The sequence below is a fragment of the Paenibacillus algorifonticola genome (genome assembly GCF_000971975.1).
Lineage (GTDB): Bacteria > Bacillota > Bacilli > Paenibacillales > Paenibacillaceae > Pristimantibacillus > Pristimantibacillus algorifonticola.
Window position 1 is genome coordinate 1 of record NZ_LAQO01000007.1, and the last position, 25400, is coordinate 25400.

22 protein-coding genes and 1 CRISPR repeat array are annotated in these 25400 nt (G+C 45.2%); of the genes, 3 read left to right on the plus strand and 19 right to left on the minus strand.

Features of this window, described 5'->3' with window-relative positions:
- Window positions 1-108: 108 nt before the first annotated feature.
- The 7 genes from WH37_RS14945 to WH37_RS14980 all read right to left on the minus strand — a co-directional run bounded on the left by WH37_RS14945 (window position 109) and on the right by WH37_RS14980 (window position 8825).
- Entirely contained in the window at window positions 109-1248 is a 1140-nt protein-coding gene (locus tag WH37_RS14945) for an MFS transporter (RefSeq protein WP_046231632.1), read from the minus strand.
- Between the two features lie 180 nt (window positions 1249-1428).
- The gene (locus tag WH37_RS14950) at window positions 1429-2274 is read right to left on the minus strand and encodes a DUF421 domain-containing protein (RefSeq protein WP_046231418.1); all 846 of its coding nucleotides are present in this window, start codon (window positions 2272-2274) and stop codon (window positions 1429-1431) included.
- Window positions 2275-2908: 634 nt separating this feature from the next.
- Window positions 2909-4288 (minus strand): arabinan endo-1,5-alpha-L-arabinosidase, encoded by a 1380-nt coding sequence (locus WH37_RS14960; RefSeq protein ID WP_414811843.1) that lies wholly within the window; start codon window positions 4286-4288, stop codon window positions 2909-2911.
- 29 nt (window positions 4289-4317) lie between these two features.
- Window positions 4318-5160 carry a carbohydrate ABC transporter permease gene (locus WH37_RS36005; protein WP_046231421.1) on the minus strand — a complete coding sequence of 281 codons (843 nt, stop codon included), beginning with the start codon at window positions 5158-5160 and terminating at the stop codon, window positions 4318-4320.
- Between the two features lie 33 nt (window positions 5161-5193).
- Complete coding sequence (locus tag WH37_RS36010; protein ID WP_046231422.1) at window positions 5194-6084, minus strand: carbohydrate ABC transporter permease; 891 nt, start codon at window positions 6082-6084, stop codon at window positions 5194-5196.
- 181 nt (window positions 6085-6265) lie between these two features.
- Complete coding sequence (locus tag WH37_RS14975) at window positions 6266-7615, minus strand: ABC transporter substrate-binding protein (RefSeq protein WP_046231423.1); 1350 nt, start codon at window positions 7613-7615, stop codon at window positions 6266-6268.
- 229 nt (window positions 7616-7844) lie between these two features.
- A complete protein-coding gene (locus WH37_RS14980; RefSeq protein WP_046231424.1) occupies window positions 7845-8825 on the minus strand; it encodes a glycoside hydrolase family 43 protein in 981 nt (326 codons plus the stop codon).
- A gap of 248 nt (window positions 8826-9073) precedes the next feature.
- Here WH37_RS14980 and WH37_RS14985 point away from each other — a divergent pair, with 248 nt between their 5' ends.
- Window positions 9074-10006 (plus strand): ArsR/SmtB family transcription factor, encoded by a 933-nt coding sequence (locus WH37_RS14985; protein ID WP_046231425.1) that lies wholly within the window; start codon window positions 9074-9076, stop codon window positions 10004-10006.
- Between the two features lie 414 nt (window positions 10007-10420).
- Here WH37_RS14985 and WH37_RS14990 read toward each other — a convergent pair whose 3' ends face one another.
- Window positions 10421-11116 (minus strand): response regulator transcription factor, encoded by a 696-nt coding sequence (locus WH37_RS14990; RefSeq protein WP_046231426.1) that lies wholly within the window; start codon window positions 11114-11116, stop codon window positions 10421-10423.
- 223 nt (window positions 11117-11339) lie between these two features.
- Window positions 11340-11984 (minus strand): nitroreductase family protein, encoded by a 645-nt coding sequence (locus WH37_RS14995; protein WP_046231427.1) that lies wholly within the window; start codon window positions 11982-11984, stop codon window positions 11340-11342.
- Between the two features lie 355 nt (window positions 11985-12339).
- Window positions 12340-13247: direct repeats of the CRISPR family, unit length 33 nt; unit sequence GTCGCACTCCGTATGGGGTGCGTGGATTGAAAC.
- A gap of 8 nt (window positions 13248-13255) precedes the next feature.
- Between WH37_RS14995 and WH37_RS15000 the strand changes: the two genes are divergently transcribed.
- A complete protein-coding gene (locus WH37_RS15000) occupies window positions 13256-13492 on the plus strand; it encodes a hypothetical protein (RefSeq protein WP_046231428.1) in 237 nt (78 codons plus the stop codon).
- A 227-nt stretch (window positions 13493-13719) separates the two neighbouring features.
- Here the strand turns inward: WH37_RS15000 and WH37_RS15005 are convergent, their stop codons facing one another.
- Entirely contained in the window at window positions 13720-14697 is a 978-nt protein-coding gene (locus WH37_RS15005; protein ID WP_046231429.1) for a zinc-binding dehydrogenase, read from the minus strand.
- Between the two features lie 112 nt (window positions 14698-14809).
- Here WH37_RS15005 and WH37_RS15010 point away from each other — a divergent pair, with 112 nt between their 5' ends.
- Complete coding sequence (locus tag WH37_RS15010; RefSeq protein ID WP_046231430.1) at window positions 14810-15706, plus strand: LysR family transcriptional regulator; 897 nt, start codon at window positions 14810-14812, stop codon at window positions 15704-15706.
- Window positions 15707-16313: 607 nt separating this feature from the next.
- Here WH37_RS15010 and WH37_RS15015 read toward each other — a convergent pair.
- From WH37_RS15015 to WH37_RS15055, 9 genes are all read right to left on the minus strand, one after another.
- Window positions 16314-17603 carry an ABC transporter substrate-binding protein gene (locus tag WH37_RS15015; RefSeq protein WP_046231431.1) on the minus strand — a complete coding sequence of 430 codons (1290 nt, stop codon included), beginning with the start codon at window positions 17601-17603 and terminating at the stop codon, window positions 16314-16316.
- Between the two features lie 41 nt (window positions 17604-17644).
- Window positions 17645-18805 (minus strand): efflux RND transporter periplasmic adaptor subunit, encoded by a 1161-nt coding sequence (locus WH37_RS15020; RefSeq protein WP_046231432.1) that lies wholly within the window; start codon window positions 18803-18805, stop codon window positions 17645-17647.
- 109 nt (window positions 18806-18914) lie between these two features.
- On the minus strand, window positions 18915-19745 hold the full coding sequence (locus WH37_RS15025) for a carbohydrate ABC transporter permease (protein WP_177217969.1): 831 nt from the start codon (window positions 19743-19745) through the stop codon (window positions 18915-18917).
- A 58-nt stretch (window positions 19746-19803) separates the two neighbouring features.
- Window positions 19804-20682 carry a carbohydrate ABC transporter permease gene (locus WH37_RS15030; protein WP_414811844.1) on the minus strand — a complete coding sequence of 293 codons (879 nt, stop codon included), beginning with the start codon at window positions 20680-20682 and terminating at the stop codon, window positions 19804-19806.
- Between the two features lie 134 nt (window positions 20683-20816).
- Window positions 20817-21926, minus strand: coding sequence for a sensor histidine kinase (locus WH37_RS15035; RefSeq protein WP_046231434.1), 1110 nt, complete (start codon window positions 21924-21926; stop codon window positions 20817-20819).
- Window positions 21919-22614, minus strand: a complete 696-nt coding sequence (locus WH37_RS15040) for a response regulator transcription factor (RefSeq protein ID WP_046231435.1) — start codon at window positions 22612-22614, stop codon at window positions 21919-21921. The genes WH37_RS15035 and WH37_RS15040 overlap by 8 nt, the downstream gene beginning before the upstream one ends.
- 40 nt (window positions 22615-22654) lie before the next feature.
- Window positions 22655-22906 carry a VanZ family protein gene (locus tag WH37_RS37395; RefSeq protein ID WP_074904790.1) on the minus strand — a complete coding sequence of 84 codons (252 nt, stop codon included), beginning with the start codon at window positions 22904-22906 and terminating at the stop codon, window positions 22655-22657.
- Window positions 22907-22911: 5 nt separating this feature from the next.
- Window positions 22912-23775 carry a D-Ala-D-Ala carboxypeptidase VanY gene (locus WH37_RS15045; RefSeq protein WP_046231436.1) on the minus strand — a complete coding sequence of 288 codons (864 nt, stop codon included), beginning with the start codon at window positions 23773-23775 and terminating at the stop codon, window positions 22912-22914.
- Between the two features lie 715 nt (window positions 23776-24490).
- Entirely contained in the window at window positions 24491-25189 is a 699-nt protein-coding gene (locus WH37_RS15055) for a DsbA family protein (protein ID WP_046231438.1), read from the minus strand.
- Between the last annotated feature and the right edge of the window lie 211 nt (window positions 25190-25400).

Consider the following 25400-nt stretch of genomic DNA (forward strand, 5'->3'; position numbering starts at 1 on the left):
AATTCAGGACCAAGGCCGCTTAACTAATCTTTATTTTTTATACTGTCTACTTGACGGGGTGCAGTTCAAAAGTCTGAACAGACTTCACGGATAGCCCTTCTTGCAATGCTATTCCTTTTCTCGTTTTTTCCATACAAGCAGGGACAGCAGCAGGCCTGCGAACGCCCAAGCTGCCATACCGTAATACAGCGCTGCCCCGCCGTACATATCCATCACCCAGCCGCCCAACGTAGCTGCAACAATGCTGGAGACGCCGAAGAACAGCACAGCCAGTATCGTCTGTCCGGTAGCCTTCCACTCTTCCGGAATAATCGCATACAAATATTGAATCGCTGCCGTATAAAACAGGACGAACGAAACGCCTTGCAGCAGCTGCAGCCATAAGAGCGCGACCGGATCAGTCGTTAAGGCGGAGAACAGAAACCGGAGCGTATAAAAACCGGCAGCAGCTGCAATTACTTTCAGCTCATGCCCTTTTTTAATGAAATAATGGCAAATGGCGAAAAACACAAACTCAATAATCGTCATGACCGTCCAAGCCTGTCCGATAAGCTGGACGTCTCCCCCAAGGCTTTTCATATAAATGCCGATATAGCTGTCGTTCATCCGATGCGGAATTGCCAAAAACAGCACCAAGCCGAGGAAATAAAGCGTCTGCCTGCGCGTGAAAAACCGCTTGATATCGCGAAGCGCCATCGGCTTCGTTGCAGCAGGCACTTCAGCTAGCGTACTGCACAACAGCAAGGTAATCACACCATATAGCACAAAGAGCACAGCCATACTATCTATCCCGTAATGCTTGCCTGCATAGCCGATAATCGAGGAAGCCATTGCATAGCCTAGCGCGCCGAACATGCGTACCGAGCCGAAGCTGACCTTATGCTGCTGGGAAACCCGGTAATTCAAGCTTTCGACGAGCGGATCGGTCGGCATGAAGAAGAAATACATGACACAGGTCAAAAAGAATAACGAAGCCAGCTCCGCTGATTGAAAAAGGAAGGCGCCGACAATAACCGATACAGCGATGAGCAGGAGCAGCACCTTTTTAACTACCTTATATTTATCGCTTATCATGCCCCACAAAGGCTGTGAAATGACCCCAATGAAGCTGCCTGTTCCAATAATTAAGCCGATATTCGTTGCCGTAATGCCTCGCTCAGACAAGTAAATCGGCAAAAAGGACAAAAACAGCGCAAATAAGGAGAAATAGAAGTAATTATAAAATCGCAAAAAAATAACCTGTCTCATACGCCCGGCAACATGACGCCGCATAAGCTGCCTGCGCTTGTAAATCTATCGTGCATCGTCAAAATTCTCCCTTCCATTACCCAAGTCTTCACCTCCGATAAGTGTAAAATAGATTGGCTGAATTGAACAGCCGCATTCCTAGCTCGAGAGCAATATTTTGAGCCGCTGGGGGCGCCTAGACTACTTTCTGTCCAGCAGCGCCTGCAGCTTATGGATTGCTTTCTGATACTCTGATTTATCGAGCTCATTGAGCGAGAGGCTCTCCTGAAGCTTCAGCTCCGTTTCGAATTGCTTCATTAGACTTATCATTTGCGTCTTCGGATCTTTCGGCTTCGCTGGCTCAATCGTCTTCTCGCCTGTCTGAACGGAAAGCTCCCCTTTCCCATCAATTTGGCCTAGAAAAACATCCTCTACCTTCATTTTCTGATCCCGCAGCTGCTTTTTCAGCCAATTAGAGTCTCTTCCTGAGCTGCGCAGCGAGTACTCCAGAATGTTGCCGTCCATCACGACCGTTTTGGGTTCACTCTCCTCATTGATTTTCAGGCCAAGCATATTAGGCGTCAGTGGCTGCTGCTCCTGCTTGAGCATGACGTTGATTTCACCGCTCTGCTCCATAATGGCAAATTCGACATCAGCCACTCGGAATACATCCTTTTTGCGCAGCTGCTCCAGCAGCTCATCAATAGTGAGACGCTCTTTAAACAAATTTTCACGCAGCAAAATGCCTCGTTCGATTAAAACGGTAGCTCTCCCATCAATAAAGTCGCGTAATTTTTTGCTTTTCAGCGTCGCAAATTCAAAGCCGACGGATACAGCCACCCACACGCTTAAAGCCAATAATCCCAGGTACCATTCGTTATCCAAATCAAGAGAAACATAGGCTGCAATGTTGCCCATCGTAATTCCCGTTATGTATTCAAATAGCGACAGCTGCGATATTTGACGTTTGCCGAGCACCTTGGTCATCGTGAATAAAATAATAACCGCCGTTAACGTTCTAATGACAATCTCTAGCCAATCCTGCATTTAAATTGCAGCCTCCTCTATTCATTCCTGCTTTTTATCTTCTGAATAGGGTCTCCAATTGGAGTAAAGTCATTCATACTATAGCCGTACACAGCAAACAAAAAAGGTTCCGTGTTTCCGGCATCCACCAGCTTGTTCAACAGCACATGCAATTGCCCTACATCCGTAGGATGCTGCTGCATCTGATCAAACAGGCGCATTAACGCTTTATTTCTAAGTCCTTGCTTTTTTTACGCATCTGGGATATACTAATATTCGATGTGTTATATTTAACCCCCAAATATCCCTCCTAGAGATTCAATGTTTCCACAGATTTTAATCTTCTTTTCTGGATTTTCTTTTCTGTTCATTTCTGAATTCTCATGTTCGTGCTGTACGAGCTTTGATTCACACTGGCGCGGTCTAGGAGCCGCAAGGATGGAAGAGAGGTAGGGCTTCCGTTGTTTTGGAGTTAGGTTACGAGGCAAGATTATGCTGTCTTGCAAGATTAACAAGGGATATAACGGCCGTTCTTGTTGCAGAAGGCCCGGTTAAATATACGATACACAAACAGCGGCACCCGTTATTAGGGTGCCGCTATCCAATTTTATAGAGGCATTTTGCAAATATACGTCTTCTGCACAAAGAGTGGCTGTTATTTGATCTTTTTTCCCCAGACAGCGAGCCCTTTGTCGTCCATTCCGGTAAATACAAGCGTAGACTTGTTCAGCTCTGAGTCCCATGCTGGCAGTACCAGTACCGTTTCCACCACCGCATTCGTCTGATCATCTTCTTGAAAATACAGGCGCACCGTGTGCTCGCCATCAAACTCCCAATAATCTGCTGAATCTTTGGCACCAATCTTACCGTCTTTTCTCAGCTCAATCGCTTCGGAATCAATCGGGCCATCTATATATTTCTCGTGCGCTATGCGCTCCCATGTGCCCGCAAGTGCGGCCTTAGGTATCGTTTGCACCTGTTCCCCGGCATATCGTTCCGGCGACACCACCGGCCATCCGTCGTCTGTCCACAGCAGCTTGCGCACATGCAAATACATCCAGTTCGGATCCTGCTCGGGGCGAGCATGATGAACGATATAATCGCTATCTCCGTCCTGCAAAATCGAGTTATGGCCTGGAGCGATCCAGCCCTCTCCTTCCGCGAACCGGTAGCCGCCCATAAGCTTGTTGCCAACATCGAAGGACGGATCATAAGCGGTATCCAGCATATCCCGGCCGAGGGAATCCAGAAAAGGCCCTGTTATCGACGCTGAACGTCCTACCCGTACATTATAATCCTGGCTGAGCGAGTCATAGGAAACGAACAAATAATATTGCTTCAGCTCAGCATTATAAATCATATAAGGACCTTCCACTGCTCCCGATTCCGAGGCGGCGCGAGCTGCGATTTTCGTCCCGTAGCCCTGTTCCGTAAGCTTGCCCGTAGCCGGATCAAGCGGAGAAACATAGATGCCTCCGAAAAAAGAACCATACACGAACCAAGGCTTGCCTTCGGCATCCTTTACAATGTTAGGATCAATCGCATTCGGTTCATCGCCAGGTCCCGTCTTGACGACTTCTCCCTGGTCCGTCCATGGCCCTTCCAGCGAATCGCTTGTTGCAACACCAATAAACGAGCGATTGGAGCCAAAGGTTGACGCGGAATAATACAAATAGAAGCGATCGCCAAGCTTCGCAACCTCTGGCGCCCACATGCCCTTTGCCCCCGTCCACGCCTTTGCTTCCGCTGGAACACCATCAAGCGCATAGCCGGCCCATTCCCAGTTCATTAGATCCTTCGATTTTCTGACCATAAGCCCCGGCTTTGCCTTTCCGCCGACCTTAACATCCGTGGAGAAAATATAATACGTATCTCCTTCCTTAATAATAGAAGGATCATGCACATTGCTTATATTCCAGCCCTGCTCATTGTCTATCGTTGAAGTATCGTACATCGGGTAGCTTGGCGGTGCCTGCGGATAAATCACTTCTTCGCCAGAGCAGCCGGACAGCCATACCGTAGCAACAGCCGTTATCGTTAAAAAGTATCGTTTCATAGGCGCCTCTAACCTTTCACGCCAGAAATGGCAACCGATTCAATAATTTGCTTCTGGAATACGAGAAAAATAATGAGCATTGGCAGCAGCGCAATGAAAGATGCCGCCATAATAAGCGCGTAATCGGTCTGAATCGCATAAGTCGCGTTAAAATTCGCAATAACGAGCTGAAGCGTCTGCTTCTCCGGCGAATTCAAATAAATAATCGGCGCCAAATAATCATTCCATACCGCCATAAACCATAAAATAAGCTGCGCGGCCACAGCTGGGCGTATAAGCGGGAAAATGATTTTGGAGAAAATGCCGAAATACGAGCTGCCATCAATTTTTGCCGCTTCAATAATCGCGCCCGGCACGCTCGTCAAATACTGCCGCAGGAAAAAAATCATCATAATGTTGCCGAATAGTCCCGGCACGATCAGCGGCTTCAGCGTATCGACCCAGCCAAATTCAGAGAACAGAATAAACTGCGGAATCATGACCGCCGGGTAAGGAATCATTAAGGCGGAAAGCAGCAGCAGGAAAATCATATTTTTGAAAGGAAACCGCAGCTTGGCGAAGGCGAACGCCGCCAGACTTGAGGTGAATGTGCCGATAATCGTCACGCACACCGTAATGATCAGGCTGTTCTGAATGCCGCTGAGCAGCGGGCCTTTTTCCCAAATTTCGATATACTTCTCAAAATGGAACGTTTCCGGTATCCATACTGGAGGCAGCGCAAATACCTCCGCCTTCGACTTGAAGGAGGTAGACAACGTCCACAGCAGCGGGGCAACCATAAATACGGCACCGATACTGATGACGATAAAAGCAAGCAAATCGGTCAGGTTGAATCTTTTTAACGATAGCATAAGTGAGGCTTCACTCCTTTCCTGCGGACAAGTTTATTCCATATCCTTCGAGGAACGTTCATTCATGCGGAACTGCACGAGTGTAATGACGAAAATAAACAGTCCCAGCAGCATCGCCATCCCCGAGGCATAGCCCATCTGCAGATTCTCGAACGCTTTCTTCCATACATAGAAAACGACCGTTGCGGAGCTGTATTCCGGCCCGCCCGTCGGCGTCATAATGTTAACCTCAGTGAAAATTTGCGCTCCCCCGATAATTTTCGTTACGACGATAAAGAACGTGACAGGCTTCACCATCGGGAACGTAATGTTCCAGAAAATATTCCAGCTATTCGCGCCGTCAAGCTGTGCCGCTTCATAATAATCCTTCGGCACGCTTTGCAGCGCAGCCAAATAAAGCAGCATGGAATACCCAATATTTTTCCAAATCATCATTAGAATAAGAGCAGGCTTTACCGTGTACTTATCCGTGAGCCAGTTCGGCCCCTCAAAACCAAACAGCGCTAGAAACTGATTCACCAAGCCGTAGTCGCCGTTATAAGCCCACTGCCACAAAATCGATACCGCCGCGAGCGAAGAAATAACCGGTACATAATAAATGACCCGAAACGTTGTCGTACCGAACATTTTCCGATTCAGACCCATCGCAAGCAGAAGCGCTAATGTAATTTCAATAGGAATACCAATCATCATAAAAATCGTATTAAAGCTCGCTTTATAAAAAAGCTCATCCGCGAGAATATCTTTAAAATTGCCCAGCCCGATAAACGTCATCTGCCCGAGCCCATCCCAATCGGTGAAAGAGCCATATAGGGAGTACAGCAGCGGGTACATTGTAAACAAGAGATAGCCGACAACGGGCGCCAGCACGAATAAATACCCGTAGTAGCTTTCTTTGCGGTAGAGACTCGACTTTGCCTTCATGTTTCACCCCATAGTATAGCCGTGGGTTGGAGGGACGGGCATTTCTGAACGTTAGTGCCCTGCGCCTGCGTCTGCCGCCTGCTTGCCGCACCTGCCCCATTCCAGCTAAGAAATTGAGCCCGCCCTCTACCCTTACGGCTTTCGAGATTAGCCAAAGCTACGAAACTTTATTGCTTGGACATTATTGCTTGGATTTTGCTTCCTGCTCAATCGCCTTGTCGAGCAGCTTCTGCATCTTCGGCTGTTCCGCCTTCACATACTCCGCTGCTGTCAGCTTGCCATCAAGAACAGGCTGAATATCGGTGAAAAATAGCTGATACCATTCCGAGTTGTAAGTCAGCGTGTTAGGCATTGGCTTGCCGTAATCCTCTACGATACGGAGGAATTCCGCTTTGTTCGCAGGCTTCTTAGTCGTGTCTGCTGCCCATTTTTCCGCCATATCAATCAGGTTCGGAATTTGCACCTTGGCATCAACCAGCTGCTGCATGCCTTCTGGTGACGAGGTTAAGTATGTGACGAGCTGCGCTGCTGCTTCCGGGTTTTTCGAGCTGCTGGATACGCCGATGCCAAGCGAGCCAAGGAATGTCGCGGATTTGCCCGTCGAGCCAGCTGGGTAAGGAATCAGATCATAATCGAAAGGCAGCGTCTCATACGTCGCGAGATCCCAAGGACCTACCGGGAAGAAAGCAAGCTCGCCCTTCATCCAGCGCTGATACGTATCAAGCGTCGCCGCATCTTCAATCGACGGGGTAATTTTATGCACATTTTGCATATCGGCAAAATATTGCAGCGCCTCCGCGAACTTCGGATCGTCGATCGTCACTTTCGTATTCGTTGCGTCCAACCAGTCTGCGCCATTGCTCCAGACGAATGCCTGCAGCGCCCAGTTGACATTAAAGCCTGTTCCGTACTGATCGATTTTGCCATCGCCATTCGTATCCTTCACCAATTGCTGATTGACCTTGATGAATTCGTCCCATGTATATGGCTTTTCCTTATCCGGCAATGGGATTCCAGCCGCTGTAAACATGTCTTTATTGTAGCCGAGAGCGAACGGGCCAACGTCCTTCGGCAAGCCGTAAATATTGCCTTGGCCTACGTTGCTGCCGTCATAACGGTAAATATCGACGCCGCGCTTCCAGATGTTATCAAAATCGACATCCTTCACATATTCCGTAATATCCTTCAGCACACCGGCGTTGACGTAAGCTCTCAGATCGCCTGGATCAAAATAAAATACATCCGGCACGCTTTTGCCTGTAATCGCCGCTTTCAGCTTCGTCGCGTATTGATCGCCTGTTGTCGTAATGATTTTCACCTTTACATCGGGATGATCGGCTTCAAATTTCTTGACCGTCGCTTCATACGCCTTCTGCTCCTCCGGGCCGCCGCGAAACATAAAGCTAATTTGCTTCGTGCCGCCCTCTGCAGCTGCTTCATTGCCTCCTGTTTGCGCATTGCCGCTGCAGCCTGCCATTACGCCTCCCAACACTACCGTTGCTGCCATTGCCGCCAATAAACTCTTTCTCATCTTCAAACCCTCCTCAGCAAAATGAAACCGCATTCACAATTTGAATGACTCTCCCTGCATCCTGTTTGCATACGCGCTGATTGTCTTTATGTATCCGCATGGAGGTTCAATTAAATAACAAAAACATTAATAATTAATATTTTTATTTATTTTAGATCATAATTCAAAGCGCTTACATTGTCAACTGAATTTGTTTCATCTTCAGTATGACGCATAAGCCCCGGCTTTCTTATTCCTTGCCGTCGCGTACCGGAACGCCGAAGCTTGGCATGCCGTCTGCCGTCCAGCCGAAAACCTGCGCCCTCGTGTGGCGATTCGGATCGTATAACGGGTCGCCTGTAATTTCCTTGTAATTGCGGGCATGGTAAATCAGAATATCGTGCTTGCCATCCGGCGATACCGTAAAGCTGTTGTGTCCCGGTCCATATTGCCCATTCTCCTCGTTCGTTGTAAACACAGGCTCAGGCGCCTTGCTCCACGAAACGGGGTCCAGCAAATCACTGTCCGCAGATGCCGTCAGCAATCCCATACAATAATGGTGATTGGTCGCACTTGCCGAATAAGCGATGAAAATTTTGCCGTTACGCTTCAGCACAGCCGCTCCTTCATTCACATAAAAGCCGATCTTCTCCCAATCGTATTCCGGCTGGGCGATCATCACCTGCTGGCCGCTAATCGTCCAAGGGTTGACCATCGCGGCAATATATAAATTCGAATTGCCCTCAATTGACAAATCCTTCTGCGCCCATACGAGATAGTGCGTCCCATTATGCTCGAAGCTCGTCGCATCAAGCGCAAACGATTCCCAATTGGCGATAATTTGACCTTTTTCGCTCCATTTCCCTTCCAGCGGGTTAGCCGATTCATTTTCCAGCACGAACATCCGATGGTCAAATAAACCTTCAACCGTCTCCGTCGTCCTGGCGGCTGCAAAGTAGATGTACCATTTCCCTTGGACAAAATGAATTTCCGGCGCCCAAATATTGGCGCTCATCGGCCCTTCCGCATATTTGGTCCATGCGACAACTGGCTCTGCTGCTCCCAGCTCCTGAATCGTACGCGCCCGTCTTAGCTCAATGCGATCGTATTCCGGCACGGAGCCAGTAAAATAGTAAAATCCATCTGTGTGGAGATATACCCAAGGATCGGCACGCTGCGGTATAATAGGGTTAATAAAGGATTGCTGCACCTGCTCGTTAACATTCAACATGATCAGAACTCCTTGCTGTGCTTAATTGGCCTTGCTTCCGCACTCACTTACACCTTCATGTTAATCATTCATAAATATGTTATTAACTATCTTCGATGTTAATATATCAACACTTTTATGCGGATGTCAACCGTATTATGCCGATTTGAAGGCGCTTCCTTGTCTGATTCGATTAAATCATGTATGATTAGTCTAAATGAGTGTTATTCACATAAACATTAATATTTCTTTTTTCGGAGGAAGCCACGTTGAAAATAGAACTGTCCGAGCAATATTTGCCTGTATTCGAGGCTATTTCCAGCAACGTACGCATCCAAATCATCCACCTGCTGTCGCAAAAGTCCATGAACATTCGCGAGCTCGCTGAAGCGCTTGGGCTGAGCAGCGCCATTATGACGATGCATGTGAAGAAGCTGGAGAAGGCCAACATCATCCACTCTGAAATGACTCCTGGCAAAGGCGGCGCTGCCCAGAAGGTCTGCTCGCTGAGCGTGGACAACCTGGAAATTATGTTCCCGCTCAAGGATGTTATTCCCCGTGAGGTGCGGCGGACGGATATTTCCATTGGCCATTTTACCGATCTGAACATATTGCCGACTTGCGGCATTTGTACGCGGGATTCTATCATCGGCGTGTTCGACGATCCGCGACATTTCCTTGACCCGGAGCGGCTGAATGCGAAGATTTTGTGGTTTGGGCAAGGCTACATCGAATACAAGCTGCCTAATTACATGCTGGGGAGCGAGATTCCCGAGCAGCTTGAGGTTTCGATGGAAATTTCCTCGGAGGCCCCGTTTACGAACAATAACTGGCCTTCGGATATTAGCTTCTTTTTTAACGGTCAGAAGGTCGGCATGTGGACAAGCCCCGGCGACTTTGGCGGCAAAGGCAAGCTTAATCCGCCGTGGTGGTTCGAAAGCGTCAACCAGCACGGGCTGCTCAAGCATTTGATCGTGAAGAAGGAAGGCACCTTCATGGATGGCATCAAGCTGTCGGATGTGACGATCGACGATATTGATGTGCGCAGCAATCAGTGGACGTTCCGCATCGCTGTGGAGGAGAGCGCCGAGCATGTAGGCGGCGTTACCTTGTTCGGCTCCGGCTTCGGCAACCATAATCAGGACCTCGTGTTCCGCCTGTATTACACGAAGCAGCCGCTGGAGAAGGTTAGCGAAGCATGAGCAAGCAAGATGATGATGAACATGATTTTGGCATAAAAAAGCTGCCCCCTAGCGAGAGCGCGGCTGCATTCGGCTAATGGCCGTTTGCAGCTGTGCTCCGCTGGGGAGGCAGCTTTTTTCACTAGGATAGTTGCAGATTAGGGCCTGCTCCATACACGGCCCAATTTAAACTTTAATTTTCCTTTCGCAGTGCATCGACGATGCTGGTATTATTCATTTTCCGCATAGGCAAGAGACTGGCTGCGAGGGTGACCGCTATAGAGCCTGCAAAAGCAATGGCTATATTTCCCCAAGGCATCGACCAATCGACTTCAACGACACCCATGAATATACGGAATATAAGGTAAGCTGCAATAGTGCTGCTTTGAAAATGACGGATTTGACTTCCGGATTTCGAATAAGCTCACTCATGCTTCACCTCGCGGCCCCTTCGGCATTCCATTTATATCCGACCCCTCTGACCGTAACGATATAGGCAGGAACAGCCGGATCATCCTCCACTTTTTCCCTGAGCCTGCGGATGTGAACGGAGAGCGTATTATCATCGACAAATTCTCCTCCCATATCCCACAGGCTTTCCAAAATCGCAGTTCTAGTCAATATTTGCTTTGGATGCTTCATGAACAGTAGGAGAAGCCGATACTCAAGCCCCGTAAGAGTCAGCTCTCTATTGTTTTTGAGTACCGTTCCTTCAAGTACGCGAACTTGAATGCTGCCGGAAGCGAGCACGTCCGTATCTTCCTTCTCTCGCTGATTGCGTCTCAAAACCGCTTTCATTCGAGAGAGAAGCTCCTTCGTTCGAATCGGCTTGGACATATAATCGTCTGCCCCCAGATCAAGTCCGGCTACGATATTTGCTTCCTCATCCAGCGCCGTTAAGAAAATGATCGGAATCTGGGAAGAAGCTCTTATTTCCCGGCACCATTCATAGCCCGTCCCGTCGGGCAAATTCACATCCAAGAGGATTAAGTTCACCGCGCTAGAGCCAAGCTCCCGCCTGGCATCGCTCAAGGTATTGGCTACTACAACGCTGTAGCCTTCGGATATTAAAGTGTACTCTATACCAAATGCAAAATTCGCATCATCTTCAACCAACAAAATTCGATTCATTCGCTTCTCCTTCTTTTGCGGAAGTTTACCTATGACACATAAACTCTGATTGCTTGAAAGATACACCATTTGGGGGCTATAGGGCAAGTGGAGCGTTCGAAGCCCATGCAAAAAACACCCCCAAGTTGTACGAGTATTGGGCAATAGTCGCATTTTTCAACTTAAAGGTGTTTTAGTTTATCTTGCGTTCTGGCAGTGGTGCCTTAGTTAGCAAAATACCGCATTAGCCGTTGTTTTCTGGTGAGTGGAACGCGTTCAGGTTCACATACTGGTTGACCGGCTTGCGGTAGCCGCGTGGACGTTCCTTGTTCGGGTCGCTTTTGCCCAGCGTAATGAGCATGACCGGCACATAGCGTGCTGGGATATCAAACAGCTCCTGTATTTTATCCGCATCAAAACCAATCATCGGGCAAGTATCCCAGCCCATATCCTTCGCAATCAGCATGAGCTGCATCGCCGACAGGCTCGCATTGCGAATCGCATCGTCCCGCTGGAACGCTTCGCCGCGCGATTCATAAAACTGAGTCACATTTTCATTTTCCTGATCGTAGTCCAGCTTGCTCATCATGCCCAGCGCAAGCATTCCCGCGTTCAGCTCCCCGACATTCAGATGCGCCTTCGTATCGCCGAGCACGATGATCGCGGCTGATGCATTTTTCACTTTATACTGCTTGGACGCTGCATAGATTTTTTCTTTGCTCTCCTCGGATGTCGCCACGATGTAGTGGCTGTGCTGCAAATTAAAGGCCGAAGGAACGAAGCGGTTTAAGGAAAAAAGCTGCTGAAGCTCCTCCTCCGAAATCGCTACATTTTCCACAAAATTCACGGCCGAACGACGTTTTTCGATAATCGTTTTAAGTTCTCCCATGTTCAAACGCTCCCTTTGAAAAATCATTTTATGTAAGAATAGTTGAAGGCTTGTCTTTATGTTTGTAATTATAATATATCTACTTTAATTTTGTAAGTAGTTTTCGAAAAATATTTTTGTGGCTGCTTTAAGGGTACGATAACGCGCCTGGATAAAAGATTTCTCCACCTTTGTGGTGCGAATGTGAAGCTCCCATGAAATCCCTGGGGGACTCGCACCTCAGATTTTGTCGAACCATGACGAAAACGAGCTACTCTACAAAAAGTCAAGCTTACTCTTATCTTTTTTCGATATTATTTCGTTGAAAATAGCGGCGATTAATGCCATGATGGGATTAATTAGTACAGTTTTTGCTGTCGCACTCCGTATGGGGTGCGTGGATTGAAACAGGAAGAGCCGGTTCGGCTCGATCGGCATGTTGGCGTCGCACTCCGTATGGGGTGCGTGGATTGAAACCAAAAGTAATAAACTACAATATAGCCTATTACGACAGTCGCACTCCGTATGGGGTGCGTGGATTGAAACCTCAAGCGCTCCGTTGACCTGCTGCCGGAAAAGCTGTCGCACTCCGTATGGGGTGCGTGGATTGAAACACCAGCTGACGAGGTCACGAGTCGGATAATTAAAGTCGCACTCCGTATGGGGTGCGTGGATTGAAACAGCTCGAAAATGCTGTATTGGATTACAACATGCTTGTCGCACTCCGTATGGGGTGCGTGGATTGAAACATATGTTACAACCAATGAAGATTACACCAATACGTCGCACTCCGTATGGGGTGCGTGGATTGAAACTGAGATGTTAAATCTGGAAACCCGGCTTGATTTGGTCGCACTCCGTATGGGGTGCGTGGATTGAAACAACTTGAAGGATTGGAGATAAACGGAAGCAAATGTCGCACTCCGTATGGGGTGCGTGGATTGAAACAAACGTTGGAGGTGGAAATAGTGTCCGAGCGTGGAGGTCGCACTCCGTATGGGGTGCGTGGATTGAAACATCTGGATCATCCACATAATGCACAATTGGCTTAGTCGCACTCCGTATGGGGTGCGTGGATTGAAACCTTAAGGTCATTAATAGCCTGATCGGACGGCTTGTCGCACTCCGTATGGGGTGCGTGGATTGAAACGATGACTAGATCAAACCAGTTATCTTTACCTGTTGTCGCACTCCGTATGGGGTGCGTGGATTGAAACACTTACTTATGAAGATCTTGAAAATAAACTCTATGTCGCACTCCGTATGGGGTGCGTGGATTGAAACAGGAGTCGATGAGTAATTCCGAAGCATACAAAAGGATATTTGACGAAAAAATTAGGTTAATAAAAGAGGCTATTGTTGAAATTCATTCCATACAAAAACAAATATCTATTACTGCTGTTGCTAGTTATTTAGAGATTAATTTTATACATGCAAGTGATTATAAATCTATAAAAGAAATGATAAAACGAGCCTTTTCTCACTATTTTGAAAAAACGAGTCAAGCAACACTCGTACGAGACTATTAAAAAATATATTTTCACAGAGTGATTAAGTGAAAAAATATAACATACCATTTATAGGGCATTGGAATTGTATTTGCGATGAATTTCAGGTCGGTATGCCTTTGTTTTTTACTTCATGCCTCAACGAAATGTGGTTGACTGGGTATTGCTCGAAGTATATTTTGAGAAACAGAAAGGAGCTCTAAAGATACGTATTTACGTCCTTAGAGCTTTTGGGTAAGGTGCTAATACTAGGTTCCTCTTACAACAACTAATTCTAATTGTCGTTCACGAAGAGAGCTGAGGGCCTCCGGAGCATTATCAAATCCATAAACAGAGGTGGGGGGAAGCTGTATCTTTCCTGTTTCTAGCATGTTATTTAAAACCTTGATACTCTCAGTACGTTCTTCTTCTGAACGAACTAAGTGGAGTGCGCCGGTAACAGAATAGCCTTTAGATAGGATATGCAGTGGATCAGGGCGTCCCCAGGTTCCGCTCGCAAACCCAATTAGTACAACCCGCCCTCCTAAAGTAATACTATTTACAGCGTTAGTATAAACGTCACCACCAACCGTATCATAAATTACATTGACGCCCTGACCCTCAGTAAACCTGGCAATGGTTTCATCAAATCCTTGCTCTGCTGGATTAAAGATATAGTCAGCTCCTTGATCGCGGCAAAACTCCTCTTGTTCTTTAGCCCTCGCTGTGGCAATGACGGTTGCTCCAAGTGCTTTGCCTAATTGAATGGCTGCTGAGCCAGTTCGGCCTGCCCCGCCTAATACAAGCAACGTTTCCCCAGATTTTATCGCTGCACGGTTAACAAGACCAACATATGCAACATGGAATGAGCCTAAGAAACTAGCAGCTTCTTCATTTGAAAGCGTTGATGGTGCCAATACAGCGCTGTCGCCTGGGCTTATGCAATATTCTGCCAAACCTCCCAAGCCAACATGGTAACCTGTAATTCCAATTACACGATCCCCTTCTTTAAATGGATATCCAGAGCCTGCTTTATCTACAATACCTACTATCTCTTGACCAAACGAAATGGGTAGTGTTTTGGTAATTAAATAAGTTCCTTCTAGCATCATTTTATCGGGGAGACCTAGTACTGTAGCCAGAACTTTTATTCTAGCTTCGTTTTCTTGGGGCTCCGGTAAGGGGATTTCTATTTTTTTCACAACCTCTTCAGCTTTTCCTAATGAATGTGCCTGCCAACTAAACATAAACATTTCTCCTCGTTCATTTACATTTGTAATACTCTTCTTGACAAAATTATAGATTAATATCATTATGAGTTCAAATCATGTTTTGCATATTAATATGAGGAGAATTCATATGACGTTAACTCAACTTCAGTGCCTTGTAGCTCTTGCGAAGCTAGGCAGTTTTACAGAAGCAGCAGTGCAAATGAATTTAACTCAATCTGCTGTGAGTCATGCACTAACGGCTTTTGAAAATGAGTTAAATATTACTTTGATAGTGCGTAATCGTAAGGGAATTATTACTTTCACCCCTGTGGGGAAGAGGATTTTGGAGTATGCACGTTCTATTGTGTCTTACGCTGAAGCTATTGTACAAGAAGCAAAAGCAGAACAAGGAGAAATAACAGGAAAACTACGTATTGGTTATATTCCTTTCATACATGCAGGCATGCTAGCTCGTATAATAACCGTTTTTCAAGAGAGATATCCAAACGTAGAAGTGGTGCTTTTTGAAGGTACCCTATTGGAAATAGAAGATTGGCTAAGCCAGAATATAATTGATGCTGGATTTTCACTTCATTCATCTGTTGAAAAAAATAGCACATTGATATTAACAGATGAGCTTTGTGTACTAGTTCCTTCTGGACATCATTTAAAGGAAAGGGGGTCTATTGCTCTAAGTGAGCTAGGGGCGGAACATTTTATTTTATCTAAAGATGAGTGTTCATTTGATATTATTAATCAATCCGGTCCTGAAAAAGAAAAAATCAATCCGCATGTTAGGTTTAGGGTTCAGGACAGTGCAACCATATTCGCTATGGTGCAAGAAGGGCTAGGTATAACTCTACTACCACGTATGATGCTCTCTAATAATCTGGAAGGAACGACAATTCTATCACTTGATCCGCCCCATCTACTACCTATTGGAATGGTTGTAAAATCACAACAAAGGAGTTCGCCAGCAGTACAGGCATTCATTGACGTGGTTTCGATGCTTGCTACTATGGGGAAAGACAGGGGTGAATTATAAAATGAAGAACGTGTTTTTTCAGAAGTTTTACATCATTCGTTCTCATGTAGCGAATTTCATGAAGAATATCAACGCTACACCACAAGTTACTATTATGGGGAGAGTCCAAATAAACCTGCAAGTCGCTTCTGGCCCAAACACACTCAGGGAGCAGTAGAAGCAGTAACACGATTCGGCAACTTCTAGGACAGCTTCCGACTTGAAGTACGCCTTTAATCTCATCTCCATGAGAAGTCAAACTCAACCAATTAATTACGTTTAATTACTAGGATTAAGTCAACATTACAGCCCGAACTCAAGAGGATTCGGGCTGTCTATACTTTTTAGAAAGGTAAATGTGGCTCTACTATACTATTCCCTTACTATCAACGCACAGCACTCCACATGTGTGAAGTAAGTTTCTCGCAAACGAGTGTTTCTCCTGAAAGTAATTAAAGTCGGAGCATAATAAATATTCTTTAACGTTGATCTTGAAAGCGATTAATCTAAAGTTAATGCAAAAAAGAGCGAATACTGTATGAAGAAAATATAGCAAATACTATTTTCTATGTTGATAGCTTTAAAAAAGCAGCGCAAGTGGTACGCGCTGCATCAGTTTCAATGTTTGCTACTCGTTTAATAAGGTTGTCACCTTGTTCTGGATCAGCTCGGCTACTTCCTCCGCAGACTTTTGCTCGCTAAAGAATGATCTGGACTCATCTCCTATAATGGAAATCACACTACCGTCCGCTTCCGCAAAGTTATCCGCTGTACTAATGAGTTGTTTGAACTGAGTAAATTCTTCGTCCGACACCTTGGGAGCTTTCCCGTCTGGAAGCTTGTACGTTCCGCTCTTAACTTGTTCCTGAATGTCGTTCATCTGCTTCTCATTCACAGATTTAAGCAGTGAAAACCCTTGTCTCTCTTGCAGGGATTGCCCTTCTTCGGATAACAAGAAGGCAATAAACTTCCAAGCCTCCTCTTTAACCGGAGAATTGGCTTGAATGGCGAACCGGGAAGCGGTGATAATCCTCGTTCCACCTGTTTGTTCTGGTTTTTGCAGTAGCTTCGGATTTGAGAAGAATAGATGCAGACCATTGATAAAGTCTGCCGGCGATTGCAAAACGGTAGAATAGAACATTTGATTGCCTATATCCGCCGGTTCCGAAGTCATGACTTTATTATCGTACATTTTTTTAATTTGTTGCATTGCTTCCACGAATAAGGGAGAATCGAACTTTGCCTTTTTCGCTGTATGATCAACGAACTCTGTGTATTTATCCACAATCATTTCTTGAAGGAGGACCTCCGGCGGGTCATTCGCTAAAGCATATCGGCGTTCTGTGCCGCTCTCCCCCAGTTTCTTCGAAGTCTTTTCAAACTCCTTCCAGGTCCAGTTTTTATCGTCAATGTTCTTGTTCTCAAGAATGTCCCCATCGCCTACGAATGCTCGCAGGTAGAACCCGAAAGGCATGGCATACATACCGCCATTCAACTTCAATACATTCAAAATATTCATTTGCAAATCACTTATATTCAGTGTTTTTTCTTGCTTCATGGGCTCATCCATGTTCAGGAGCAGCTTTTTGCTCACATAATCGTCGATAGGCAAGCTGCTTATTTCGAAGATATCCGGGCCTTTCCCTGATAGCAGCGCTGTATTCGTCGTTTTTTGGTATTTCTGATAATCATCTGTGATCTGAATTTGCAGATCGATGTCCGGATACTTTTCTTCAAACTTTTTCTCTGCCGTCTCATAAAATGCGTTCGATTGTTGCATAGACAAAGTAACGACTGTTTGCCCCTCTTTGGTTACCGGTTTCTCCGTACTTGCCAATTCCTCGCTGCCTCCAGAACTGCACGCGGTCATTGACGTCATTAAAATACCAATACTTATCATACACAGCCACTTTTTCATCGAATGAATTCCTCCTATAATTTTATCGCATACCTACTTAACTATTGCAGACGAACGCGGTTTCCGTCTTGTAAAGGCTCACTGCTTTCCAGAATAATCAGATCCTCTTCATAGAGGCTATTCGATTGAATCATCGTTTCTTTGTCATTCGTTTGACTAGAATCAATTCGGACTTTACGGGCAACAAAGACATTACCTAATGCACCTCTCTGCTCGTCAATTTTATAAACAAACATGCCGTCACGGTCATGATGAATTGCCTCATTGGAAATGACCACCCCCTCTTGCTGTGAGCGTTTTTCGAGTTTGATTTCTGCCTGCTCACCCCCTTTCAGCTCAGAATCAAAGACCTTTATGTGAAGAGCCTTCTGTGGGATCGTTAGGGTCAGCCCCGCTTCTTCACCAGATGAGCTCACGGTACGAGGTTGTGCATTCACCACTTCATCAATCGTGCCTTCGATCATACGGGTTTGTTGTTCTTGGCCTGTATCTACCTTGATCTCTATCTTATCTCCGATCGAAATCCCCAAGCTGGAAAGCAACGTTGAATCGGCAAAAATATCCATTCGATAACCTAGGCTGCTGTTCGAGATAAGAACATCCGGTTCTCCCGTTGATGTTAACCCTTCAAGGGCATTCAATTTTGTTATAATACCATCGAACGGGGCGGTTATTTCCTGTTGGCTTGTCAGAAGGTCTCTCAACTCGTTAATTTTACGTTCCTGCATGCCTAGATCAAGTTTTCGCGTTTCGATATCTCGTTTTACTTTCCGAATACTGAGTTCGTCCCCTTCCTTGGTCGACTCGATGTACTGATCCTGAATATTCTGCAACTCGATTTTCTGCTTGTCCATGTTGGTTATTTCATCTTGCAATTCTCGTTCGGCAGTTTTGCTGTCATAAATGATTAGCTTTTGCCCCGTCTTCACATGCTCCCCTTCTTTTACGAGAATCTTTTGGACCTTCCAGCCAGCAGGGTTCAATAATCTTGCTTCGGCGAACGGTTGCAGCATACCGCTACCTTCGATCGTAAATAAAAGACTTCCGTTAGCCGACTTTTCCGTTCTCACTTTCGGCAAGGTCAGTGACTGCAGTGTGTTGCTGAACAACGTAAAAAATAGTAACAATCCCATAAAAACAATGAACACGACTTGAATGCTTCGTTTGCGCCTACGATCAGCCGGCTCTTTTTCTAACTCCATCTCCCATCTTCCTCCTCCTAAGAACTTTCCGTAGGAAAGTTTAATTTGTAAGCATTGTCTGAGTTTTACTTATGCTAAGCTTGCCTTGCAAGCATCAGCTTCGCAAAAACTAGCCCTTGATGCCAGACAATTGTATGCCTTCAATGAAATACGTTTCCGCATACAGAAACAGCAGCACCATCGGAGCCATGTAGAGCATGGATGCAGCGAAAGCAATCCCCAGTTCACCATTAATACTGGATAAATAAACCGATAGCGGCTGCTTGAACGGATCGTCCAGAAAAATAAGCGGCTGCTCCACCATGTTCCAGTAATCGACGAACAAGAGGATAACAAGCGCAGCCAGACCCGGTTTGATCATTGGGATAATAATCTTGTAAAAAATTCGCGAATGTCCAGCTCCATCCATCTTGGCTGCTTCGATGTAGGCATATGGAATATCCAACATGAACTGCCTTAGCATAAACACACCGAAGGCTGCGAAAATGCCAGGTAATATAATGGCATTCGAACTATTAAGTAGTCCAAGCTTATCCGCCATAATATAATTCGGCACTAGCGTCACTTGGAATGGCATGGGCATCGTCAAGACATAGACGAGAAACAAGTGTTCCCGGCCGCGAAATTGCAGCTTGGAGAACGCGTAAGCAGCCAGTGCTGCTACGAGGGTTTGTCCTGCGATGATCGGCACTACCATAAATACCGAATTCCAGAACATCATCAGATATCTCGGGCTGCCCACCAACACCTTGCCATACTGCTCTAAGGTCACTTGATCCGGCAGCAGTTTTAGATTCACAAAAGGATTTTCTCTCCCTGCAGCGGCTTTGTTCATCTGCCCTATGGGTCCATAATTAATGCCAATTTCTTGTTCTGTCATAAGCGAATTTGTGAACGTAATCACAATCGGGAATAGTAATAGAACTGCTATAATGACCATGACTACCGTTAACACACTTTTTTTCAATACTTTAGCAACCAGCACGGCGTTCCTCCCCCTATTCCATGTACTTCCTATGTCGGCGTTCAAGCGCAAACAATCCCATGACGATCAGAAGAATACAGCCGACCATCAAGGTCGCCGCAGCAGTCAGCTTCTGTATATCCAACGACGTAAACATGTTGTTCATATAGTGCTGCATCATGTATATACTGTCATGTGGATAATCGCCTGCGATCAAATACGTTTCCCGAAATACTTTAAACGAATTAATGATCGACATGATAACTACAAAGAACATGGTGGATGTTAGATAGACAATTGTAATACTGCCAAACTGCCGTAAACGCCCTGCCCCTTCAATTTGGGCGGTTTCGTAATAATCCTTCGGGATTTGCTGCAGTCCCGCCAAGAATAAAATCACGTTATAGCCGATGTTCTTCCATAAATAAACGACAATGATTACATTTCTGGCCGCATCGGTCTTCATCCAATCCACACGTTCGAAGCCGAAGCCGCTCAGCCAGGCGTTCAGGGAGCCGTTCCAGTCGAACAACATCTGCCAGATCAGAATAATCGAGGCGACTGGAACGACAAGCGGCAACACATATGTAGTCCGCAGCCATTTGCGAAGATATATATTTTTATTCAACAGCATTGCTAAACCTAACGAAAGCGCAAGTATAAGCGGAACACTAACCACGCTAAAATAAAACGTGTTGGATGACGCCTTGCGGAAGGAATCACTCGCAAGCAGCTCGCGGTAGTTATCCAATCCAACGAATTGGCCGTCGACCGCACTGTCCATGAAGGAGTAGATCATTCCCATGGCAAACGGAATAAGGTAGAACAACGCAAATCCGACACCGCTCGGTGCGAGAAATAACCATGCAGCCGCTGAATCCTTGCGAATCCATTTTTTTATTTTTTTCTTCATGCTAAAGCCATGCCAAAAACCCCACTTCTCCATTAACAGTTTCCTCCTCCCCTTCATACATTTAGAATAGGGCAGACTGTTAAATAAAAAAGTGGGGTAAATCTAAAATTTTCCTTAAATACTCGACTTAAACATTAACCGAGTGTTTCAGATCCGATTTTTTGCGGGAAACGGACTTCAAAAAGCGTACGAATTAAACTGCTTTGAGCCGAAATTGTGCCTTGATGCTGCTCCACAATATTCTTCGCAATAGACAAGCCTAGGCCGGTGCTCCCCTCACGATGAGTTCGCGCTTGATCGCCCGTAAAAAACATATCGAAGATATGCGGCAGCTCTTCCGGGGGAATATGATCTCCATAATTGACCACTTGAATCACCACATTTTCTGCATCAAAATTGCAATTAATGTCTATATACTGGCCATCATTTCCATAGCGAATGGCATTCGTCAGAAGATTTTCAAATACGCGTGCCAATAGCTCACCGTCACCCCAAATTGTCATATGCGGAGTCACATTCAATCGGGTTTCCAGTTTATTTTTCTCAAAAACAGGGTATAGCTCCTCAGTTAATTGGATGAGAAGCTCACTCAGATCGATCGGTTTTTTTTCAATGGTAAGCTTGCCATAGTTCATTCGAGTGATTTCGAATAGCTCGTCAATGAGCTTTTCTAAACGTTGAGACTTGGTATAAGCAATGCTCGTATAGTGCTTGATTTGTTCTGCAGTGAGTTGATCGTCCTGAAGAATGAAATCCAAATAACCTAAAACCGAAGTCAACGGCGTGCGCAAATCATGAGCCAAATTCAAGACCAATTGTTCCTTGCTGTTTTCTGCAAAATCTCCTCTCTCTAAAGCTTGCTGTAATTTTTCACTTGCCAGATTGATATCTCTCGCAACATCCCCAAATTCATCATTGGATGGAATACTTATACGACTGTTGAAGTTACCATTCGCTAGCTGATTAATTCCGCTGGATATTTCATTAAAATAAGCCGCATATCGTTTGGTAAAGAGAAAGAAAAACAAAATCGAGAGAGGAATGAAAAACAGCAAAAAGAAATTAACATCCCCAATATCTCTTATAAAATAACGAATTTTAGTCGATGGACTTTCGAATTTGGTCGTATAATAATAGATTTGGAGAGCTTTATAGAGCATAAAGGTAATGGCAGCGGAAAAAAACATGCTTAAACCAAAGAGTTGAATCATTTTAAATCGAAAGCTTCGGATCATTTTAGCCATTGAAAGTATATCCCACCCCCCAAACGGTTTTGATCAGTTTGTTTTTATGAATGTCTTCCCCAAGCTTCTTCCGCAAGGTACGAATATGTACCATGACCGTATTACTGCCTTCATAGTATGCATCACCCCACACCTGTTGAAAGATGTTTTCCACTCTAAAGACTTTCTTCGGATAACTGGCTAACAGATACAAAATATCAAACTCTTTTGGAGTTAGTTCAATAGGCTTGTCGTAAAGGAATACGGTGCGCTCTTCGGGATAGATGATCATTCCGCCTGCCTCCAAAGCAAGTTTGTTCGCTTGCGTTGATTGATTAAACTGCGTGGAACGCCTCAACTGAGCATTCACTCGGGCAACCAATTCCATTGGGTTGAAGGGTTTGGTCACATAATCATCTGCTCCTCTTATTAGTCCTGTAATCTTATCGAGGTCGGTCACTTTGGCGCTTAAAAAAATGATAGGTAAGTGATACTGCTCTCTAATTTGCCTAGTTACTTCATAACCATCCAGTTTAGGCATCATAATATCTAAAATCGCCAAATCAATGGAATGCGTCTGAACAACAGAAACGGCTTCCTGCCCATCAAATGCTTTAATGCAGCGATAACCCTCTTTTTCTAAATGCAACTCAATCAGATCGGCAATCTCTGCCTCATCATCAGCTATCAGAATTGTGATCGACTTCATTCGTTCCCCCCTGTATCACCTTAGTATTGCTTTTATTGTATTAGACGGATCTGCCTCTTGCTTGGATAATACTTGGCGTAGCTGCTACCTTAGCGAATACTTTGAAAGTAATGAAGCCGATCAAGCCCCCACTTGAATTTAGTATGAGATCATCGAAATCAAAACGTCCAATAGAGAATACGGTCTGCGCGCATTCCAAGATTAGACTTATACCTAAAGAATGAATGAACGCTTCTATAAATGATATTTTTTTGTTTCTTAACATTAAACCAAGCAAAATACAGTACGGCATGAATATCACGAATACACGGTCACAATGATACCGTCCATATTGTTGCCTGATATCTCATAGCGACCATTAACTGGGACAGGGATAGTTGTATTTTTGGAGACAGGGTAGTAGGAGATTTCATAGGTTTGTTGATTTACTGTAGTCGTAATGGTCTTATGTTCTTTCAAGTAATCTAGATATTCTTCCAAGACAAAATTCTTTTCTTGCATAATTGCGCTGTGCGGCAAACCAACATAGCGAAAATGCCAGGGCTCAGACTGAATACCTGTGATTGCTGTTTTGTCACTCGGATAACGCAAGATAAACCCGTGTCTCCATGCGTTTTTATTCAACCACTTTCCTTCTGGGGCTTGGCTCATCTCCCCTTGCGTAGATCCAATATCAAGCGATAAACCTAAATTATGTTCGCTATAGCCTGCAGGCAACGCATAATCAGCACCCATTTGCTGATAGAGCTGATCTTGTTGTTTGTTGTCCCTGTAACCGCTGCTAATTATAAACCGGCTAACCCCATCATTTGCTGCGGCACCAATCATTGTTGAAAATTTTTGCACCAAGCTTGGCGACAGCTGAATCGAATTGTCCAGCACAATGAATCCCTTCAACAGTTCTTTATGCTGAAAAAGATTGACCGCATCGGACGCTTCAGCACCTGAAGGTACAGGATGATCTTTATTAACCAACAACAAATTGCCTTTGTAAATCTGAGCTTTTGTTACTTTAATCGTATGCTCGTTCTGTTGCGAAATCACCTCTTGCGCTTGATTGCCTTCTTCTGGCGATTTCCCGTTAATGATTTTTTGTTTGTGTTGAGCATATCCATAACCAAGCAGTAATAATATAACTAGCCATAAAAACCATTTCTTCATCCTTTGGTTCCTCCTAATCCTTCATTAACTTTAGGATAAGGAATACTATTAAAATAGAAATGGGGTTAAAAATAAAGTTTTTCTTAAACTTCTCAATCATTGAGGGTAAGCATACTTCAAAGACGGTACGAATCAAACTCGGGTTTGAGGTACGATCGGAGGGGATGCCTGAATAAATAAAAAAAAGAGCCAAGCGAAATAAAGGATTAGATACCTGGGTGATGATCTTTCTACCGACAATCTTCACAATAATGAAAAGCAAGAAAATCCAACGACAAGTTCACAAACGATCCAGCCAAAAAGGCCCGTACTAGCTCTAAACCAAGCTAATCGGGCCTCATCTTGTCCATCCTCCACCCTACCCGCCTCAGCCTCTTTCCGCCCCTCTACGCCCTTCCCGCACGAAAATTTAGCCGTCATTTAATGTAGGGTTCCTCGCAGTTGATCTTAAATCTGTTTAGCAAAAAATCAGCAAAGAACTTAACAGAGCCTTTCAAGAAAATATAAGCTTCAAGCGTTTTGTCCGCTTGGGTACGAATAGATATTACACTCAGGTAAATGCGGCTCCATAATTTTACTTTCTCACATCCGACACACAGCACTCCACATGTATAGAGTGCGTGAATGGAACCGACTCTCACCCATTGTTTTATCCGCGCATCATTGTCGCACTTCGTATAGCTCGCAACTAGTCCCACATATCCCCCGAAAACAACTAATCTTTTTCCGATGCCGCCTCGCTCAACTCTTGTTCAATTACGGCTTGGATGGCCTCGTAATCGAACGGATTCCCTATTCTCTTGTTGTTAATCATAATGGTCGGAGTCTGCAAAATATTAAAATCCTTCACGAGCTGCTGATCTTGATCGACCCGCCCCTGCACTTCTTCTGAGCTAAGCAGGGCTTTGAACTGATCTTTGTCCAAATTCGGAACGGAGGCCTCCGCCACCTGCATCAGCTTCTCTACCGTAATCCAAAGTCCGTCATGGTCTGCATCCGGCTGCTCCGCAAACAAAGCTTCATGGAAATGCCAGAAATCGTCCGGATTCGATTCAAGCACCGCTTCCCCAGCCAAAGCGCCTAATGCTGATTCTGCCCCATGAAATAGAACGTTCACATACGAGAACGAGGCTTGATTCGTATCTACATAATCTTTTTTTAATTGCGGCCAAATCTGCGAGCTCCATGCTTTGCAGGACGGACACTTGTAATCTCCGAACTCTACGATAGAAACCTTGGCGGCCTTGTCCCCCCATGTAGGTTGGCTGGAAATGGGCGGAGCCTCTGCTGTTTCCTGCTCGATACCCGTCCGACTTTTGGAAATCTCGTTAATGGCGAACAGCGCAATAAAAACCACGACAATGACTAAGGTGTACCAAACTAATGTCCTTGATTTCACGTTTTTCTTTTTCATCCTGCTTCTGCCTCCTGTACTATTCATAAAATCCCAGCGCTTCGCACGAAAGCTTCTATTTCCCATCTAAGAGAAGAAATCTCAATTCACCTTAACATATGAGCAATTATTCATCAATCGTCTACCCTTTCCCTACTAACGTAAAAATGCCCCGCGTCTAATTTAGATGCGAGGCATTAATATTCCATCGTTTTTTAAATATAATTTCTCA

Excerpts from the sequence above, each read along its gene's own strand:
- WH37_RS15000 (WP_046231428.1), top strand. The coding sequence starts at position 13,256 with ATGAGTAATTCCGAAGCATACAAAAGGATATTTGACGAAAAAATTAGG.
- WH37_RS14945 (WP_046231632.1), bottom strand. The coding sequence starts at position 1,248 with ATGAGACAGGTTATTTTTTTGCGATTTTATAATTACTTCTATTTCTCC.
- WH37_RS14980 (WP_046231424.1), bottom strand. The coding sequence starts at position 8,825 with ATGTTGAATGTTAACGAGCAGGTGCAGCAATCCTTTATTAACCCTATT.
- WH37_RS14990 (WP_046231426.1), bottom strand. The coding sequence starts at position 11,116 with ATGAATCGAATTTTGTTGGTTGAAGATGATGCGAATTTTGCATTTGGT.
- WH37_RS14995 (WP_046231427.1), bottom strand. The coding sequence starts at position 11,984 with ATGGGAGAACTTAAAACGATTATCGAAAAACGTCGTTCGGCCGTGAAT.
- WH37_RS36005 (WP_046231421.1), bottom strand. The coding sequence starts at position 5,160 with ATGCTATCGTTAAAAAGATTCAACCTGACCGATTTGCTTGCTTTTATC.
- WH37_RS15010 (WP_046231430.1), top strand. The coding sequence starts at position 14,810 with ATGACGTTAACTCAACTTCAGTGCCTTGTAGCTCTTGCGAAGCTAGGC.
- WH37_RS15055 (WP_046231438.1), bottom strand. The coding sequence starts at position 25,189 with ATGAAAAAGAAAAACGTGAAATCAAGGACATTAGTTTGGTACACCTTA.
- WH37_RS37395 (WP_074904790.1), bottom strand. The coding sequence starts at position 22,906 with ATGCCGTACTGTATTTTGCTTGGTTTAATGTTAAGAAACAAAAAAATA.
- WH37_RS15035 (WP_046231434.1), bottom strand. The coding sequence starts at position 21,926 with ATGGCTAAAATGATCCGAAGCTTTCGATTTAAAATGATTCAACTCTTT.
- WH37_RS15015 (WP_046231431.1), bottom strand. The coding sequence starts at position 17,603 with ATGAAAAAGTGGCTGTGTATGATAAGTATTGGTATTTTAATGACGTCA.
- WH37_RS36010 (WP_046231422.1), bottom strand. The coding sequence starts at position 6,084 with ATGAAGGCAAAGTCGAGTCTCTACCGCAAAGAAAGCTACTACGGGTAT.
- WH37_RS14950 (WP_046231418.1), bottom strand. The coding sequence starts at position 2,274 with ATGCAGGATTGGCTAGAGATTGTCATTAGAACGTTAACGGCGGTTATT.
- WH37_RS15030 (WP_414811844.1), bottom strand. The coding sequence starts at position 20,682 with ATGAAGAAAAAAATAAAAAAATGGATTCGCAAGGATTCAGCGGCTGCA.
- WH37_RS15040 (WP_046231435.1), bottom strand. The coding sequence starts at position 22,614 with ATGAAGTCGATCACAATTCTGATAGCTGATGATGAGGCAGAGATTGCC.
- WH37_RS15045 (WP_046231436.1), bottom strand. The coding sequence starts at position 23,775 with ATGAAGAAATGGTTTTTATGGCTAGTTATATTATTACTGCTTGGTTAT.
- WH37_RS15025 (WP_177217969.1), bottom strand. The coding sequence starts at position 19,745 with ATGGTCATTATAGCAGTTCTATTACTATTCCCGATTGTGATTACGTTC.
- WH37_RS14975 (WP_046231423.1), bottom strand. The coding sequence starts at position 7,615 with ATGAGAAAGAGTTTATTGGCGGCAATGGCAGCAACGGTAGTGTTGGGA.
- WH37_RS15020 (WP_046231432.1), bottom strand. The coding sequence starts at position 18,805 with ATGGAGTTAGAAAAAGAGCCGGCTGATCGTAGGCGCAAACGAAGCATT.
- WH37_RS15005 (WP_046231429.1), bottom strand. The coding sequence starts at position 14,697 with ATGTTTAGTTGGCAGGCACATTCATTAGGAAAAGCTGAAGAGGTTGTG.